Annotated in this window: 24 protein-coding genes; 2 read left to right on the top strand and 22 right to left on the bottom strand. The window is 36.2% G+C overall.

The window, feature by feature from the left end:
* Positions 1–83 precede the first annotated feature (83 nt).
* From AC1Z3K_RS13340 to AC1Z3K_RS13300, 9 genes are all read right to left on the bottom strand, one after another.
* Entirely contained in the window at positions 84–1244 is a 1161-nt protein-coding gene (locus AC1Z3K_RS13340) for a replication initiation factor domain-containing protein (RefSeq protein WP_426081509.1), read from the bottom strand.
* 106 nt (positions 1245–1350) lie between these two features.
* Positions 1351–1623, bottom strand: coding sequence for a hypothetical protein (locus AC1Z3K_RS13335; RefSeq protein ID WP_461732974.1), 273 nt, complete (start codon positions 1621–1623; stop codon positions 1351–1353).
* Positions 1620–2369 carry an ATPase gene (locus AC1Z3K_RS13330; RefSeq protein ID WP_426081506.1) on the bottom strand — a complete coding sequence of 250 codons (750 nt, stop codon included), beginning with the start codon at positions 2367–2369 and terminating at the stop codon, positions 1620–1622. Before AC1Z3K_RS13330 ends, AC1Z3K_RS13335 begins: the two co-directional genes overlap by 4 nt.
* Positions 2370–2446: 77 nt before the next feature.
* Complete coding sequence (locus AC1Z3K_RS13325) at positions 2447–2698, bottom strand: hypothetical protein (protein ID WP_461732973.1); 252 nt, start codon at positions 2696–2698, stop codon at positions 2447–2449.
* On the bottom strand, positions 2698–4932 hold the full coding sequence (locus AC1Z3K_RS13320; RefSeq protein ID WP_461732972.1) for a hypothetical protein: 2235 nt from the start codon (positions 4930–4932) through the stop codon (positions 2698–2700). The genes AC1Z3K_RS13325 and AC1Z3K_RS13320 overlap by 1 nt, the downstream gene beginning before the upstream one ends.
* Before the next feature lie 88 nt (positions 4933–5020).
* Positions 5021–5224, bottom strand: coding sequence for a hypothetical protein (locus tag AC1Z3K_RS13315; RefSeq protein ID WP_426081503.1), 204 nt, complete (start codon positions 5222–5224; stop codon positions 5021–5023).
* A gap of 15 nt (positions 5225–5239) precedes the next feature.
* Complete coding sequence (locus AC1Z3K_RS13310; protein ID WP_461732971.1) at positions 5240–5680, bottom strand: hypothetical protein; 441 nt, start codon at positions 5678–5680, stop codon at positions 5240–5242.
* A 2-nt stretch (positions 5681–5682) separates the two neighbouring features.
* Positions 5683–5922 (bottom strand): hypothetical protein, encoded by a 240-nt coding sequence (locus tag AC1Z3K_RS13305; RefSeq protein WP_426081501.1) that lies wholly within the window; start codon positions 5920–5922, stop codon positions 5683–5685.
* 82 nt (positions 5923–6004) lie between these two features.
* Entirely contained in the window at positions 6005–6163 is a 159-nt protein-coding gene (locus AC1Z3K_RS13300) for a hypothetical protein (RefSeq protein ID WP_461732970.1), read from the bottom strand.
* Positions 6164–6323: 160 nt separating this feature from the next.
* Between AC1Z3K_RS13300 and AC1Z3K_RS13295 the strand changes: the two genes are divergently transcribed.
* Positions 6324–6665 (top strand): helix-turn-helix domain-containing protein, encoded by a 342-nt coding sequence (locus tag AC1Z3K_RS13295; RefSeq protein WP_461732969.1) that lies wholly within the window; start codon positions 6324–6326, stop codon positions 6663–6665.
* A gap of 20 nt (positions 6666–6685) precedes the next feature.
* Here AC1Z3K_RS13295 and AC1Z3K_RS13290 read toward each other — a convergent pair whose 3' ends face one another.
* From AC1Z3K_RS13290 to AC1Z3K_RS13245, 10 genes are all read right to left on the bottom strand, one after another.
* Entirely contained in the window at positions 6686–6934 is a 249-nt protein-coding gene (locus AC1Z3K_RS13290; protein ID WP_461732968.1) for a hypothetical protein, read from the bottom strand.
* A gap of 130 nt (positions 6935–7064) precedes the next feature.
* Positions 7065–8225, bottom strand: a complete 1161-nt coding sequence (locus AC1Z3K_RS13285; protein ID WP_426081509.1) for a replication initiation factor domain-containing protein — start codon at positions 8223–8225, stop codon at positions 7065–7067.
* A gap of 106 nt (positions 8226–8331) precedes the next feature.
* Positions 8332–8604, bottom strand: a complete 273-nt coding sequence (locus AC1Z3K_RS13280; protein WP_461732974.1) for a hypothetical protein — start codon at positions 8602–8604, stop codon at positions 8332–8334.
* Positions 8601–9350 carry an ATPase gene (locus AC1Z3K_RS13275; RefSeq protein ID WP_426081506.1) on the bottom strand — a complete coding sequence of 250 codons (750 nt, stop codon included), beginning with the start codon at positions 9348–9350 and terminating at the stop codon, positions 8601–8603. The genes AC1Z3K_RS13280 and AC1Z3K_RS13275 overlap by 4 nt, the downstream gene beginning before the upstream one ends.
* Before the next feature lie 77 nt (positions 9351–9427).
* A complete protein-coding gene (locus AC1Z3K_RS13270) occupies positions 9428–9679 on the bottom strand; it encodes a hypothetical protein (protein ID WP_461732973.1) in 252 nt (83 codons plus the stop codon).
* On the bottom strand, positions 9679–11913 hold the full coding sequence (locus AC1Z3K_RS13265) for a hypothetical protein (protein WP_461732972.1): 2235 nt from the start codon (positions 11911–11913) through the stop codon (positions 9679–9681). Before AC1Z3K_RS13265 ends, AC1Z3K_RS13270 begins: the two co-directional genes overlap by 1 nt.
* An 88-nt stretch (positions 11914–12001) precedes the next feature.
* Positions 12002–12205 (bottom strand): hypothetical protein, encoded by a 204-nt coding sequence (locus AC1Z3K_RS13260; RefSeq protein WP_426081503.1) that lies wholly within the window; start codon positions 12203–12205, stop codon positions 12002–12004.
* Between the two features lie 15 nt (positions 12206–12220).
* On the bottom strand, positions 12221–12661 hold the full coding sequence (locus AC1Z3K_RS13255) for a hypothetical protein (RefSeq protein ID WP_461732971.1): 441 nt from the start codon (positions 12659–12661) through the stop codon (positions 12221–12223).
* Positions 12662–12663: 2 nt separating this feature from the next.
* Positions 12664–12903: a hypothetical protein gene (locus tag AC1Z3K_RS13250; protein ID WP_426081501.1), complete on the bottom strand. Its 240-nt coding sequence runs from the start codon at positions 12901–12903 to the stop codon at positions 12664–12666.
* A gap of 82 nt (positions 12904–12985) precedes the next feature.
* Positions 12986–13144, bottom strand: coding sequence for a hypothetical protein (locus AC1Z3K_RS13245; protein ID WP_461732970.1), 159 nt, complete (start codon positions 13142–13144; stop codon positions 12986–12988).
* 160 nt (positions 13145–13304) lie between these two features.
* On the opposite strand from AC1Z3K_RS13245, the gene AC1Z3K_RS13240 reads away from it, so the two are divergent.
* On the top strand, positions 13305–13646 hold the full coding sequence (locus tag AC1Z3K_RS13240) for a helix-turn-helix domain-containing protein (protein WP_461732969.1): 342 nt from the start codon (positions 13305–13307) through the stop codon (positions 13644–13646).
* 20 nt (positions 13647–13666) lie between these two features.
* Here AC1Z3K_RS13240 and AC1Z3K_RS13235 read toward each other — a convergent pair whose 3' ends face one another.
* From AC1Z3K_RS13235 to AC1Z3K_RS13225, 3 genes are all read right to left on the bottom strand, one after another.
* A complete protein-coding gene (locus AC1Z3K_RS13235; RefSeq protein WP_461732968.1) occupies positions 13667–13915 on the bottom strand; it encodes a hypothetical protein in 249 nt (82 codons plus the stop codon).
* Positions 13916–14333: 418 nt separating this feature from the next.
* Positions 14334–15071 (bottom strand): hypothetical protein, encoded by a 738-nt coding sequence (locus AC1Z3K_RS13230; protein ID WP_426081499.1) that lies wholly within the window; start codon positions 15069–15071, stop codon positions 14334–14336.
* 60 nt (positions 15072–15131) lie between these two features.
* On the bottom strand, positions 15132–15836 hold the full coding sequence (locus tag AC1Z3K_RS13225) for a hypothetical protein (RefSeq protein WP_461732967.1): 705 nt from the start codon (positions 15834–15836) through the stop codon (positions 15132–15134).
* Positions 15837–15917 lie beyond the last annotated feature (81 nt).

The raw sequence follows: 15917 nt of genomic DNA, 5'->3' as shown, positions 1-15917 counted from the left end.
AATGTATATTATGTAAACTAGTAAATTAATGAAATACTGACACTATAGGCTTTATGTGTCACCTACGGTGTCAGCAATCAAAGTTAACCGAAGCTTTCTAGATAATCACGTTCATTAAATGCTTCACGTATCCTGTTTTTTTGATCTAGCTTGTCATTTTCAATAAAATCAAGTTTTCCCTGTTCATTTACTCTAAAGCTCTTTATCATTTGTTTGTGCTGTTTAGTCATTCTTTTTCGCCCGTCCTCAGCAATATTAGTTACGAACTGACTACCAAAACAATCCTCTAAAATTGCCATTGATACCGAGACTTGACTTTCAACCCAGCTTCTAGTGCGATAGACTGATTTTTCCAGCGGTTGCATTGTCAAACGTACGCCTTTAACTTCGCCTAAGAAGTTAGACCAAAAATCACACACTTTCCAGCGACTTTTATTTGAATCACTTTTATTTGGAATTAAGAACGCTAAGTATTCCGCCATAATCGATTTAGCTAGCTCACCTATTTCTAAGTTACCAGCAGCAACCATATTCATGACCACTTGCGCCCGTTCTTGTCTTAACTGGATTTCATAACGATTCCAGAAATCAATACTTTTGTCTAAATCAACACCCTGAGAATTTACGAGTTGTGCGAGTTTATCATAAAAACGAAATTCAACGTCACCTTTACCGATATACAAAGTTTGTCCTGAAATTTCAGATTTATGTTGCATATCTCCGTTTTCAATGTATCTCCATGAACGAGTGCCAGCACTGCTTCTGAAATGTTTTTGTCGCATTTTACGATGTAATGTGTTAATATTTAAACAATTCACATAATCGTCAATGGCTACGTCTAAACGTGTTATGTGATGAATTGTGAAAGCTGATTTGATTAGATTAAAGAAATCAATCCAAGTTAGACCTTTCCAATTATTCTCTAAAAACCGACAGCCCTGTCCTTTCACGTCCAAGTGTGTCAGGGCTTTTTTTGTGCCTTGCGGATTGTCATTTCTAATCATAACCGTTATAAAGTTCTCGAATTTATACATATATTCATATTCGTTAGAATCAGCAAGTTTTTTACATTCGAAATCGTCAACAGACAGGTGAAGCATATCGCATAAACCATTCGAAAAAATATTTCCCTTAAAAGTCACAGAAAACCAGTCAACGCAAGCCTCAAGAGGGTTCCTAGATGTAGAGTGTAGGGGGGTGTTACTAGACCCCCCACTTGCGAAAATTTCCTCGTAATTTTTCATTTTGTCCGCCCTTCCTATCTCCGTTTTAGTCGTCAAGCGCAACCGCTTTGACGAGGCAACAGCCCGACAAATTCGGAAGTCCCTTCCCAATTCGCCTGACCGTTGATTATTCATATAAATCGACAGCAATTATTTTCGTTTCTGCTCGTTTGTTTTTTCCCCGGTGAAAAAGGTCAACAGTCAAAACTAACTTTGCATTTTTCTTCAGTTCGGGCAGTTCGATTTTATGATTAAGAATGAAGCTCAATTTCATACTTGTTTTAGGTAGCCTAACGTGCAATATGCGGGCTTGTCTACCTTCCGAGTATCCACGTTCATTTCTCAACGCCTCATAGCTGTAAAGCCGTTCAAAATACACGAAATCATAAGGCGTAATCATGAATCTATCAACAACAAGACTTCATTATCGTCAATGAGTTTGCGTACTTTCACAGCTTCCTCAAAACGTTCCTCAATCGGCTGTTCCTGATGCCGAGATAAGTTGTCAATCACCGCATAGGAATCATACAACTCTCTCATATCGTCCGTTTGAATATAGTTATATTTTGACTTGACAGGTAGCTTCGAATCTTTATTCGCATTCGCTATATAATACTCATATTCCACAGGGTCATACCATTTCTGAAAGACCCAGCGCCCCAGTAATGTACGACATTGAACGACCTCAAAAGTCTGTTCCCTGATAGGCTTAGCAACTCTAGTGAATACCTGACTTGTCGCCAATATTTTAATTGCTTGTTTTCGCTGTTGAGTAATTGTTCGCAATATCGTTACTGGAAAAGTACGCACTGTATTGTCAAAATCATTTTGAATCTCGTCCCAGCCGATTACCAACCCGTTGTAGCCCTGTTCCCTGACCAGCTTCGGCAAGTCAACTAAATCGTCCAGCGTGCTTAAACTCATATCTTCGTATCGATAACCGAAATTCGTCGCTATGAAGATATCTTTATATTGCGCTCTATAACGTTCCAGCTGCTCGACCATACTAGACGTTTTCCCGCTCCCTTGACAGCCTGAGTACAAACGCAAGCCGTATTCCTGAAACGGTTTAATGCCTGCACGCATTAACTTGATTCGTTTAGCAGAATCGACAGCTTTATATTTTATGAATTGAAATATTTTCAAGGTCAATTTCTCCTTTCCTAAATTTTCTTATTCGTTAAAAATTCATTGTGAGTAAAGGGATTCGCAAGCGAATCTCTTTACTTCACAAATGGAATTTTTCTAACGACAGCAAAGAAAATATTTTTGATTAACGTGAAGTTGTCTCTTAGAATATATAAGCCCAATATCGATAAAATTAATGAAACACTGACCGCATTATCTAAGAAAGCGAACAGGTCACGAAGCGGGTTCAACATGCCCATATCTATGCCAAAATCAAACGCAGGAATTAAAGAGATAACAATATCAACTAAACCAAAAATCAGCTTAAAAACTAATTCTAAAAGCATTATTCAACCACCGCGTTTCTTTCATGTATCCAGCGATACATGTCAATTAAAAACCATAATAATATCCCACCGTTGGCGAATGGCTTCACAACTGCAAGGAATTTATTCAAGTGGCTCATTGGCAATTTAACTGTCCCTATCGCAATCGTGTTACCAGCAAGCTGACTAGAGCCGAAATCGACGTCTAAGTCTTCAAATGACTTTTGAGAGCCTGAGAAAAGATTTTTAATACTTGAAACTGAATCAAAAATGAAACTGAATTTCAGTTGAATCTTATCAGAAACACCCGTCCACTCATGGTCAAGGAAATCAAGATTTTCGGGAACTATTAGAGCTATGATTTTATCTAATAAATTGTTTAGAAAATCAAGAATATCCTTAAGCGAAGAGCCTAATGTCCCTATCAATTCTTTAAGAAAATCCCAGATATTCGAACCAGCTTCATTAACGATATTTCCAAAACTCAATTTTGATAACAATACTTCTAATCTGTCAAAATCAAACGTTTTATTCATGAGCTTTACGAGATACTGAAGAATTAGATCCAGACGACCTTTTAGCAAATCGACCAGCTTAGTTAGTGTTTCAGCGTAATCGATTAAAACATTTATTCCCCGCATAGTTGAAATTAACGCTTGAAAAATATCCAACAACATATCTAAACTTTCGCCGAATCCTTCAACAATTGAGTACCTAATGCCGTACAACAACGTATCAAGAAATTCTGAAAAAATTCCAGTTCCCTTTCCGTCCTCAGCAGAAAAGTAATCATTAATAATAGCTCTTATGTCATTGACTGTGTAAATCCTCAGCGACTTCAACAAATCTTTTAAGCCTTCAAACTGTCCTTTAAGGAGTTTCATAAATACCCCGTCCTCCTCAAAATACATTTTGAACTTGTCGATAGAATCCTTAACAGCGAGCAAAGCAGCAATTATACCAACGTCCGACCAGCTCGTGCCACCTCCGTTTGTCTTAATCGCGTCTATTTGACTTTGAAGGTCACTATCTTTAGCGGATGAGATAACACTCAACGCATTAATATTGTTCTGCAAATTCGTTACAGAGCTGTGAATAAAAGAATCAATATTATCCATTCGTTGACTATTCGCACTAATGTTCTTTTGTAAATTCGTTACGGAGCTATGCATATAACTATCCATATTTTCGATTCTTTCACTGTTTGCGCTAATATTTTTCTGCAAGTTCGTTACAGAGCTATGCATGAAACTGTCCATATTATCCATTCGCTCGGAGGTCTTCGTATTTAAGGCATTAATATTATTCTGCAAGCTCGTTACGGAGCTATGCATAAATTTATCCATATTATCCATTCGCTCGGAGGTCTTCGTATTCAATGCATTAATGTTATTCTGTAAACTAGTTACAGAGCTATGCATGAATGTATCCATGTTTCCAATCCGTGTACTATTTGCGTTAATATTGTTCTGCAAGTTCTTAACTGCTGTTTGCCAGCCCGAATCGATATTATCCATGCGGTCAGAGGTCTTCTTATTTAACGCATTGATATTATTCTGTAAGCTCGTTACGGAACTATGCAAGTAACTATCAATATTATCCATTCGGCTAGTCGCTTTTGAATTCACGTTATTAATATTTGTCTGTAAATTTTTTACTGCATTATTCCAGCCCGCGTCTATATTATTCATTCGACTAGTCGTCGAGTTTTTCACGTCGTCAATCCTAGCATTAGTAGCCCAAACACTATTCCTAGTCGCACGCAATATCAAATCAAAGTTTATACTCAACGCATTTGGCAAATGCCAAGCGTAGATATTCCAGCCGTCAAAAGCGCCGTTAATCGTAGCAACATTGGCGGGACCGCCTCGAGCAGTGGCGAAAAATGTATTAGTCCAAGTCGCACGTGCTAAACGTTGTCTAACAGATGGAACATTTATGATACTTCCGTCCTCCACTTTCGCTAAATCGTCAGCGCCTTGAAAGAGGGCAGAATCCGCTAACCATGGCGGACTTATCGGGACGATTTCGGGAGCATATTCTTGATACTCTTCATACTCTTCGGCAGTGGGTTCTTGCCCTTGAATACCCACATCAGAAGTATCCAGCACACTTTCAGAGCCACCGCTATCAGCGTTATATAAATCACTACCCACATCATTTCCAGACCGTACATTGTCAGCAAGGACAACAGGGGAAGAAATGAAAACGCAATGACAGACAGTAACAAGAATAAAAAAACTATACCTATCCACTTACCTATTTTTTTTAAATCAATCATGTTTTTTCTCCTTTCATAAAATAGAAAAGGGCTAGGCTTTCGCCTAGCCTCAAATGAGTACATTAACCTTTAATCGCAGATTTACCGAAGCGCTTAGCGATTTTAGGAGCCGCAAAAAGGGCTGCAATAACCAAACCAGCAGTAATGATAACAATTGCATTATCCGTAAAGATTGAAGAAGCAAAATCAACAACCCACTGAACAGGCTCAGACAAATCGACCTTGGGAGCTGTCGGCATAGTAATAGCACCAATTAAACCAAACATACGATTAACCTCCTTTTAATATAAAATTATTGAAATTACTTTACTGGCAATATAAGAACCGAGCTTATAAAGGGCGTAACCTGAAACGGCAATTAGCCCAATTACCAGTAAAGAAGATAGCAACCAATCTTGATTGACATTTGTTTGTGCTTGTTCTTCCTGATACGCTATTAAGGTCTCGAGATTTTCATTGAGTTTATTCAATGATTCGTCAGAAGCTGAACTGTCCGCGCTTTCTATTTTGCTTAGAGCTTCTAACACAGAAGCACGAAACGACTGTTCTTGTTCTTTCTCCGTTACCTTCTCCGTATTAGATATTTCAGACTGTTTAGAATCCTCAGTAGCTTGTGTAGTACGTTCAGAACTTTCACGTTGAAGCTCCTTTTCGTATAATTCTTTGAGTGCCTTCAAATCGTTTTCGAGTGCCTGGAGGTCTTCTTTTTTCAGTTCGCTCATAATTAAGCACTCATAGCACTAAGGCAAGTAAACGACATATTATAACCACGTTTTTCGCACTTAAGTTCGACCGTGCAAGGGTCTTCTACTTTCACAGTAGCAACAAATGAGTCGTCACAGAAAAATTCTAAAATCTGATAAGAAACTGGGTCAGCAAATCTTGCGATTTTATACGGATTCCCTGTTTTACTTGTTTTTTCCTCGACGCCTCGATAAATTAATTTTGATGTATTTTTAAACATAAGCATTCCCCTTTCTTAATTGATATATATATTAAACACTTAAAAGTGTGTAATAGACTGTCAAAAAACTCCCAGAAAACTTTTATGAGAAAGGAACAATATAAAAGCCGATACAATGCTCTTTATTCTGATGAAGCGATACAAGTTTTTTTCTAAATTCAATACATTTTTCAAATGAAAGCCCCTCAATACCAGTCCAGCAATTATCACGCATGCAGAAAACAACATTATACTTTTTCATTTTGTCATATCCTTTCTATAAAACTCTTAAGAGTTGACGATATATCGTGTTACAAATAAATTTTACACTATATATAAACAAATGTCAACGATTAATCGTATACTCTCTGTTTGATATATCGTTAATAAAATACTAAAATATCGTTAAAGAGGTGAAAGAAATGTCTGAATATAAACACAATGAATTAATCGCCGAACGAATCCAATTGATAGCTACTGAAAAAAACTTGACTATAAATAGAATAGCCACACTTGCAGGACTAACGACCAGTACAGTAAATTCTGTATTTACAGGTAAAAGTAAGAATCCAACTATCAGCACTATAAAAAACGTTTGTGAAGCCCTTGATATTTCTGTTAGTGATTTTTTTGACTTTGAACCATACAACACGACAATGAGTAAAGAAGAAACACCCGAAGAAATTTTGAATCAGCTGAAATCCTTATCTTCCGAAGTTGAACGACTAGAGGAAAAATTCAAAGAACAGTTAGGTACACAATAAAAAAAGACAGCCTGAGCTGTCTAAAATTTAATCACTGCATATTGAACTATATTAAACCAAACAAAAATTATAAGGAATATCAGTATAACCAGAACTATAACTATAAGGGGCTTTGAAGCTCCTTTTCTTTTTTCCCAGCTATAAGTACCCTTTTTTCCTCCGACACCTAACAGAGCAGATAATAAAAGTACGATTGATAAAACCAGCAGGCAAACAACAACAAAGCCAGTCTGTTGTAGTGTATTGTTCGTAAATGTAAATCCTAACATAGTACACCTCCGTTTTTAGTTCATTATATCATACATAACGAGTGTGCAATGTATATTATGTAAACTAGTAAATTAATGAAATACTGACACTATAGGCTTTATGTGTCACCTACGGTGTCAGCAATCAAAGTTAACCGAAGCTTTCTAGATAATCACGTTCATTAAATGCTTCACGTATCCTGTTTTTTTGATCTAGCTTGTCATTTTCAATAAAATCAAGTTTTCCCTGTTCATTTACTCTAAAGCTCTTTATCATTTGTTTGTGCTGTTTAGTCATTCTTTTTCGCCCGTCCTCAGCAATATTAGTTACGAACTGACTACCAAAACAATCCTCTAAAATTGCCATTGATACCGAGACTTGACTTTCAACCCAGCTTCTAGTGCGATAGACTGATTTTTCCAGCGGTTGCATTGTCAAACGTACGCCTTTAACTTCGCCTAAGAAGTTAGACCAAAAATCACACACTTTCCAGCGACTTTTATTTGAATCACTTTTATTTGGAATTAAGAACGCTAAGTATTCCGCCATAATCGATTTAGCTAGCTCACCTATTTCTAAGTTACCAGCAGCAACCATATTCATGACCACTTGCGCCCGTTCTTGTCTTAACTGGATTTCATAACGATTCCAGAAATCAATACTTTTGTCTAAATCAACACCCTGAGAATTTACGAGTTGTGCGAGTTTATCATAAAAACGAAATTCAACGTCACCTTTACCGATATACAAAGTTTGTCCTGAAATTTCAGATTTATGTTGCATATCTCCGTTTTCAATGTATCTCCATGAACGAGTGCCAGCACTGCTTCTGAAATGTTTTTGTCGCATTTTACGATGTAATGTGTTAATATTTAAACAATTCACATAATCGTCAATGGCTACGTCTAAACGTGTTATGTGATGAATTGTGAAAGCTGATTTGATTAGATTAAAGAAATCAATCCAAGTTAGACCTTTCCAATTATTCTCTAAAAACCGACAGCCCTGTCCTTTCACGTCCAAGTGTGTCAGGGCTTTTTTTGTGCCTTGCGGATTGTCATTTCTAATCATAACCGTTATAAAGTTCTCGAATTTATACATATATTCATATTCGTTAGAATCAGCAAGTTTTTTACATTCGAAATCGTCAACAGACAGGTGAAGCATATCGCATAAACCATTCGAAAAAATATTTCCCTTAAAAGTCACAGAAAACCAGTCAACGCAAGCCTCAAGAGGGTTCCTAGATGTAGAGTGTAGGGGGGTGTTACTAGACCCCCCACTTGCGAAAATTTCCTCGTAATTTTTCATTTTGTCCGCCCTTCCTATCTCCGTTTTAGTCGTCAAGCGCAACCGCTTTGACGAGGCAACAGCCCGACAAATTCGGAAGTCCCTTCCCAATTCGCCTGACCGTTGATTATTCATATAAATCGACAGCAATTATTTTCGTTTCTGCTCGTTTGTTTTTTCCCCGGTGAAAAAGGTCAACAGTCAAAACTAACTTTGCATTTTTCTTCAGTTCGGGCAGTTCGATTTTATGATTAAGAATGAAGCTCAATTTCATACTTGTTTTAGGTAGCCTAACGTGCAATATGCGGGCTTGTCTACCTTCCGAGTATCCACGTTCATTTCTCAACGCCTCATAGCTGTAAAGCCGTTCAAAATACACGAAATCATAAGGCGTAATCATGAATCTATCAACAACAAGACTTCATTATCGTCAATGAGTTTGCGTACTTTCACAGCTTCCTCAAAACGTTCCTCAATCGGCTGTTCCTGATGCCGAGATAAGTTGTCAATCACCGCATAGGAATCATACAACTCTCTCATATCGTCCGTTTGAATATAGTTATATTTTGACTTGACAGGTAGCTTCGAATCTTTATTCGCATTCGCTATATAATACTCATATTCCACAGGGTCATACCATTTCTGAAAGACCCAGCGCCCCAGTAATGTACGACATTGAACGACCTCAAAAGTCTGTTCCCTGATAGGCTTAGCAACTCTAGTGAATACCTGACTTGTCGCCAATATTTTAATTGCTTGTTTTCGCTGTTGAGTAATTGTTCGCAATATCGTTACTGGAAAAGTACGCACTGTATTGTCAAAATCATTTTGAATCTCGTCCCAGCCGATTACCAACCCGTTGTAGCCCTGTTCCCTGACCAGCTTCGGCAAGTCAACTAAATCGTCCAGCGTGCTTAAACTCATATCTTCGTATCGATAACCGAAATTCGTCGCTATGAAGATATCTTTATATTGCGCTCTATAACGTTCCAGCTGCTCGACCATACTAGACGTTTTCCCGCTCCCTTGACAGCCTGAGTACAAACGCAAGCCGTATTCCTGAAACGGTTTAATGCCTGCACGCATTAACTTGATTCGTTTAGCAGAATCGACAGCTTTATATTTTATGAATTGAAATATTTTCAAGGTCAATTTCTCCTTTCCTAAATTTTCTTATTCGTTAAAAATTCATTGTGAGTAAAGGGATTCGCAAGCGAATCTCTTTACTTCACAAATGGAATTTTTCTAACGACAGCAAAGAAAATATTTTTGATTAACGTGAAGTTGTCTCTTAGAATATATAAGCCCAATATCGATAAAATTAATGAAACACTGACCGCATTATCTAAGAAAGCGAACAGGTCACGAAGCGGGTTCAACATGCCCATATCTATGCCAAAATCAAACGCAGGAATTAAAGAGATAACAATATCAACTAAACCAAAAATCAGCTTAAAAACTAATTCTAAAAGCATTATTCAACCACCGCGTTTCTTTCATGTATCCAGCGATACATGTCAATTAAAAACCATAATAATATCCCACCGTTGGCGAATGGCTTCACAACTGCAAGGAATTTATTCAAGTGGCTCATTGGCAATTTAACTGTCCCTATCGCAATCGTGTTACCAGCAAGCTGACTAGAGCCGAAATCGACGTCTAAGTCTTCAAATGACTTTTGAGAGCCTGAGAAAAGATTTTTAATACTTGAAACTGAATCAAAAATGAAACTGAATTTCAGTTGAATCTTATCAGAAACACCCGTCCACTCATGGTCAAGGAAATCAAGATTTTCGGGAACTATTAGAGCTATGATTTTATCTAATAAATTGTTTAGAAAATCAAGAATATCCTTAAGCGAAGAGCCTAATGTCCCTATCAATTCTTTAAGAAAATCCCAGATATTCGAACCAGCTTCATTAACGATATTTCCAAAACTCAATTTTGATAACAATACTTCTAATCTGTCAAAATCAAACGTTTTATTCATGAGCTTTACGAGATACTGAAGAATTAGATCCAGACGACCTTTTAGCAAATCGACCAGCTTAGTTAGTGTTTCAGCGTAATCGATTAAAACATTTATTCCCCGCATAGTTGAAATTAACGCTTGAAAAATATCCAACAACATATCTAAACTTTCGCCGAATCCTTCAACAATTGAGTACCTAATGCCGTACAACAACGTATCAAGAAATTCTGAAAAAATTCCAGTTCCCTTTCCGTCCTCAGCAGAAAAGTAATCATTAATAATAGCTCTTATGTCATTGACTGTGTAAATCCTCAGCGACTTCAACAAATCTTTTAAGCCTTCAAACTGTCCTTTAAGGAGTTTCATAAATACCCCGTCCTCCTCAAAATACATTTTGAACTTGTCGATAGAATCCTTAACAGCGAGCAAAGCAGCAATTATACCAACGTCCGACCAGCTCGTGCCACCTCCGTTTGTCTTAATCGCGTCTATTTGACTTTGAAGGTCACTATCTTTAGCGGATGAGATAACACTCAACGCATTAATATTGTTCTGCAAATTCGTTACAGAGCTGTGAATAAAAGAATCAATATTATCCATTCGTTGACTATTCGCACTAATGTTCTTTTGTAAATTCGTTACGGAGCTATGCATATAACTATCCATATTTTCGATTCTTTCACTGTTTGCGCTAATATTTTTCTGCAAGTTCGTTACAGAGCTATGCATGAAACTGTCCATATTATCCATTCGCTCGGAGGTCTTCGTATTTAAGGCATTAATATTATTCTGCAAGCTCGTTACGGAGCTATGCATAAATTTATCCATATTATCCATTCGCTCGGAGGTCTTCGTATTCAATGCATTAATGTTATTCTGTAAACTAGTTACAGAGCTATGCATGAATGTATCCATGTTTCCAATCCGTGTACTATTTGCGTTAATATTGTTCTGCAAGTTCTTAACTGCTGTTTGCCAGCCCGAATCGATATTATCCATGCGGTCAGAGGTCTTCTTATTTAACGCATTGATATTATTCTGTAAGCTCGTTACGGAACTATGCAAGTAACTATCAATATTATCCATTCGGCTAGTCGCTTTTGAATTCACGTTATTAATATTTGTCTGTAAATTTTTTACTGCATTATTCCAGCCCGCGTCTATATTATTCATTCGACTAGTCGTCGAGTTTTTCACGTCGTCAATCCTAGCATTAGTAGCCCAAACACTATTCCTAGTCGCACGCAATATCAAATCAAAGTTTATACTCAACGCATTTGGCAAATGCCAAGCGTAGATATTCCAGCCGTCAAAAGCGCCGTTAATCGTAGCAACATTGGCGGGACCGCCTCGAGCAGTGGCGAAAAATGTATTAGTCCAAGTCGCACGTGCTAAACGTTGTCTAACAGATGGAACATTTATGATACTTCCGTCCTCCACTTTCGCTAAATCGTCAGCGCCTTGAAAGAGGGCAGAATCCGCTAACCATGGCGGACTTATCGGGACGATTTCGGGAGCATATTCTTGATACTCTTCATACTCTTCGGCAGTGGGTTCTTGCCCTTGAATACCCACATCAGAAGTATCCAGCACACTTTCAGAGCCACCGCTATCAGCGTTATATAAATCACTACCCACATCATTTCCAGACCGTACATTGTCAGCAAGGACAACAGGGGAAGAAATGAAAACGCAATGACAGACAGTAACAAGAATAAAAAAACTATACCTATCCACTTACCTATTTTTTTTAAATCAATCATGTTTTTTCTCCTTTCATAAAATAGAAAAGGGCTAGGCTTTCGCCTAGCCTCAAATGAGTACATTAACCTTTAATCGCAGATTTACCGAAGCGCTTAGCGATTTTAGGAGCCGCAAAAAGGGCTGCAATAACCAAACCAGCAGTAATGATAACAATTGCATTATCCGTAAAGATTGAAGAAGCAAAATCAACAACCCACTGAACAGGCTCAGACAAATCGACCTTGGGAGCTGTCGGCATAGTAATAGCACCAATTAAACCAAACATACGATTAACCTCCTTTTAATATAAAATTATTGAAATTACTTTACTGGCAATATAAGAACCGAGCTTATAAAGGGCGTAACCTGAAACGGCAATTAGCCCAATTACCAGTAAAGAAGATAGCAACCAATCTTGATTGACATTTGTTTGTGCTTGTTCTTCCTGATACGCTATTAAGGTCTCGAGATTTTCATTGAGTTTATTCAATGATTCGTCAGAAGCTGAACTGTCCGCGCTTTCTATTTTGCTTAGAGCTTCTAACACAGAAGCACGAAACGACTGTTCTTGTTCTTTCTCCGTTACCTTCTCCGTATTAGATATTTCAGACTGTTTAGAATCCTCAGTAGCTTGTGTAGTACGTTCAGAACTTTCACGTTGAAGCTCCTTTTCGTATAATTCTTTGAGTGCCTTCAAATCGTTTTCGAGTGCCTGGAGGTCTTCTTTTTTCAGTTCGCTCATAATTAAGCACTCATAGCACTAAGGCAAGTAAACGACATATTATAACCACGTTTTTCGCACTTAAGTTCGACCGTGCAAGGGTCTTCTACTTTCACAGTAGCAACAAATGAGTCGTCACAGAAAAATTCTAAAATCTGATAAGAAACTGGGTCAGCAAATCTTGCGATTTTATACGGATTCCCTGTTTTACTTGTTTTTTCCTCGACGCCTCGATAAATTAATTTTGATGTATTTTTAAACATAAGCATTCCCCTTTCTTAATTGATATATATATTAAACACTTAAAAGTGTGTAATAGACTGTCAAAAAACTCCCAGAAAACTTTTATGAGAAAGGAACAATATAAAAGCCGATACAATGCTCTTTATTCTGATGAAGCGATACAAGTTTTTTTCTAAATTCAATACATTTTTCAAATGAAAGCCCCTCAATACCAGTCCAGCAATTATCACGCATGCAGAAAACAACATTATACTTTTTCATTTTGTCATATCCTTTCTATAAAACTCTTAAGAGTTGACGATATATCGTGTTACAAATAAATTTTACACTATATATAAACAAATGTCAACGATTAATCGTATACTCTCTGTTTGATATATCGTTAATAAAATACTAAAATATCGTTAAAGAGGTGAAAGAAATGTCTGAATATAAACACAATGAATTAATCGCCGAACGAATCCAATTGATAGCTACTGAAAAAAACTTGACTATAAATAGAATAGCCACACTTGCAGGACTAACGACCAGTACAGTAAATTCTGTATTTACAGGTAAAAGTAAGAATCCAACTATCAGCACTATAAAAAACGTTTGTGAAGCCCTTGATATTTCTGTTAGTGATTTTTTTGACTTTGAACCATACAACACGACAATGAGTAAAGAAGAAACACCCGAAGAAATTTTGAATCAGCTGAAATCCTTATCTTCCGAAGTTGAACGACTAGAGGAAAAATTCAAAGAACAGTTAGGTACACAATAAAAAAAGACAGCCTGAGCTGTCTAAAATTTAATCACTGCATATTGAACTATATTAAACCAAACAAAAATTATAAGGAATATCAGTATAACCAGAACTATAACTATAAGGGGCTTTGAAGCTCCTTTTCTTTTTTCCCAGCTATAAGTACCCTTTTTTCCTCCGACACCTAACAGAGCAGATAATAAAAGTACGATTGATAAAACCAGCAGGCAAACAACAACAAAGCCAGTCTGTTGTAGTGTATTGTTCGTAAATGTAAATCCTAACATAGTACACCTCCGTTTTTAGTTCATTATATCATACATAACGAGTGTGCAATGTATATTATGTAAACTAGATAAAATATAATTAACGAATAATTCAAAACACAACCTCTCACTCTCTCCAAATTTTTAATTCAATCAAAATAAGCAGCACATATAAAGGAAGCTTCTTGTATGTGCTGCTCTACTTATGAATAAAAAACGATATTTTGTTTAAAGGTTGCTAATCAAGAAAAGAAAAATTTAAATCAATAATCATTCTTTCTAATAGCGTCTCTATTTCCACATGAATTTTATTTGTATATGTCTCTAACTCATCAAATGGATTATAGTTAAACCTATGGTTTTCTAAATAGAGCCATATTTCATCTTAATTCTTTTTGAGAACTAACTTTTTTGACAGTTTAATGTTGAACGGGTTTATTCAATGTTTGACATAGGCATCAAAAGATAACTTCTTTTTGTAAATTTTTGATATATCAGATATCTTTAACTCTCTTAGGTTATTTATACTAATTTTCTCATTTATATCTCCCAAAATATTATATGGTTTTACTTTTTCTATGTCATCATTTTTTGCTAGTAATTCAAAAAGCTTATCTCCAAAATCATTTTGAATGTTAACCACTTCTAAATTAGTACGAGCACCGTTCCGCACTTTATCATGTAAACTATTCAATTCTTCTTCCAACCCTTGATTCTTAAACGTTAATAAGTCAACCAATTTATTATTAATCTGAGGTTGAAAGCTAGATTCTTTGGCAATCAAGGTATTCCTAACAATACGTTTATTATGTTGCTCTTTGCCTAATTTATAGTGAAAATAATTCAAACAAGGATCATCTAATACTTGTGGAAGATTGTTTTTATCGAATTCTTGTCTTTCATCTACTATAAATACTAAATCACAGTAAAAATAATTTCCAACATAGGTTCCTTTTATGTTCTTGGGTCTTGGTTCAGGAATCACATAAAAAATAATGTCATTTGTATTTGCTTTCATCAAATGACTTTCTTTACAATTTGTAGCCCTGAATCGTTTGCTCCAAATATAAGGACACCAATTGCTTTTTTCATCTAGTTTATCTGAAACAATTGTTTTTTCATCAAAAACGTAAGCCTCTCTTTGACTTGCTTTATGAAAAAAAATCCAATAATTCATCATATTTCCTCCATATATTTATCAATATTATCCTTTTGAGAAATTCCAAATTTAAATTTTTTAGACCAAACCTTTACTTTTATAATAGTTGTACTTCATAACTCCTTGTTCCACTGTTATGATTGGCGATAAATCGACTGTAATCGTATCAAAATTAATCAATTTTGCTAAAAATGCTTTATGACTCCCTCCTGAAGTTATGTAATATTTATCTGAGTTTATATCATAACTAGCAATAGGAGTTTCTGTAGCTGGGTTTTTAAGTAGTTTAACGAAACCTTCGGAATCGTTTATATATAGATTAACTAACTTATCGAGTTTCTCTTCCACTTTCAGTGTCGGAGTAGTCTTTCCATCAAGGAAATCCAGAAAAATATCCCCCCAATTATTGTAGCCTTTAAACCTATTGATCCCCACTATTCTCTTTACAGGTATTTCCTTTCTCTCTACATCAAAAACATCAGTTGTATATTTTCTGACCTCCATAACTTCAACAGGTATTGTCATTAATTCATCCACTGAAAGCGAATTGAAATCCCCAAGCATTTGTTTCAAACGAATAACACGCTGTTCATTTTCTATAATTAGAGCTTCCCATGCTTTAAAAGAGGTTTGTTTCTGTTTTCCGTCTAAAAAAGGAGCTCTCTTTAGTTTAATATCATTTTCCAGATTTCTTTTAAACCTTTTTTTATTCAGTAGCCTAACAATATAATTGCGATATTCATAACTAATAATATCGTCGATTACCTTACTTTTATCCCCCAAAAATAGTCATCCTGGTATTTCCAAGCTTTCAATTTTCCCCCTCATTTCTTATAATGTTAATCTTCTTACCTAATACTTTGA

The organism is Enterococcus sp. LJL128 (genome assembly GCF_056924295.1).
This window is presented reverse-complemented; position numbering and strand designations above follow the sequence as displayed.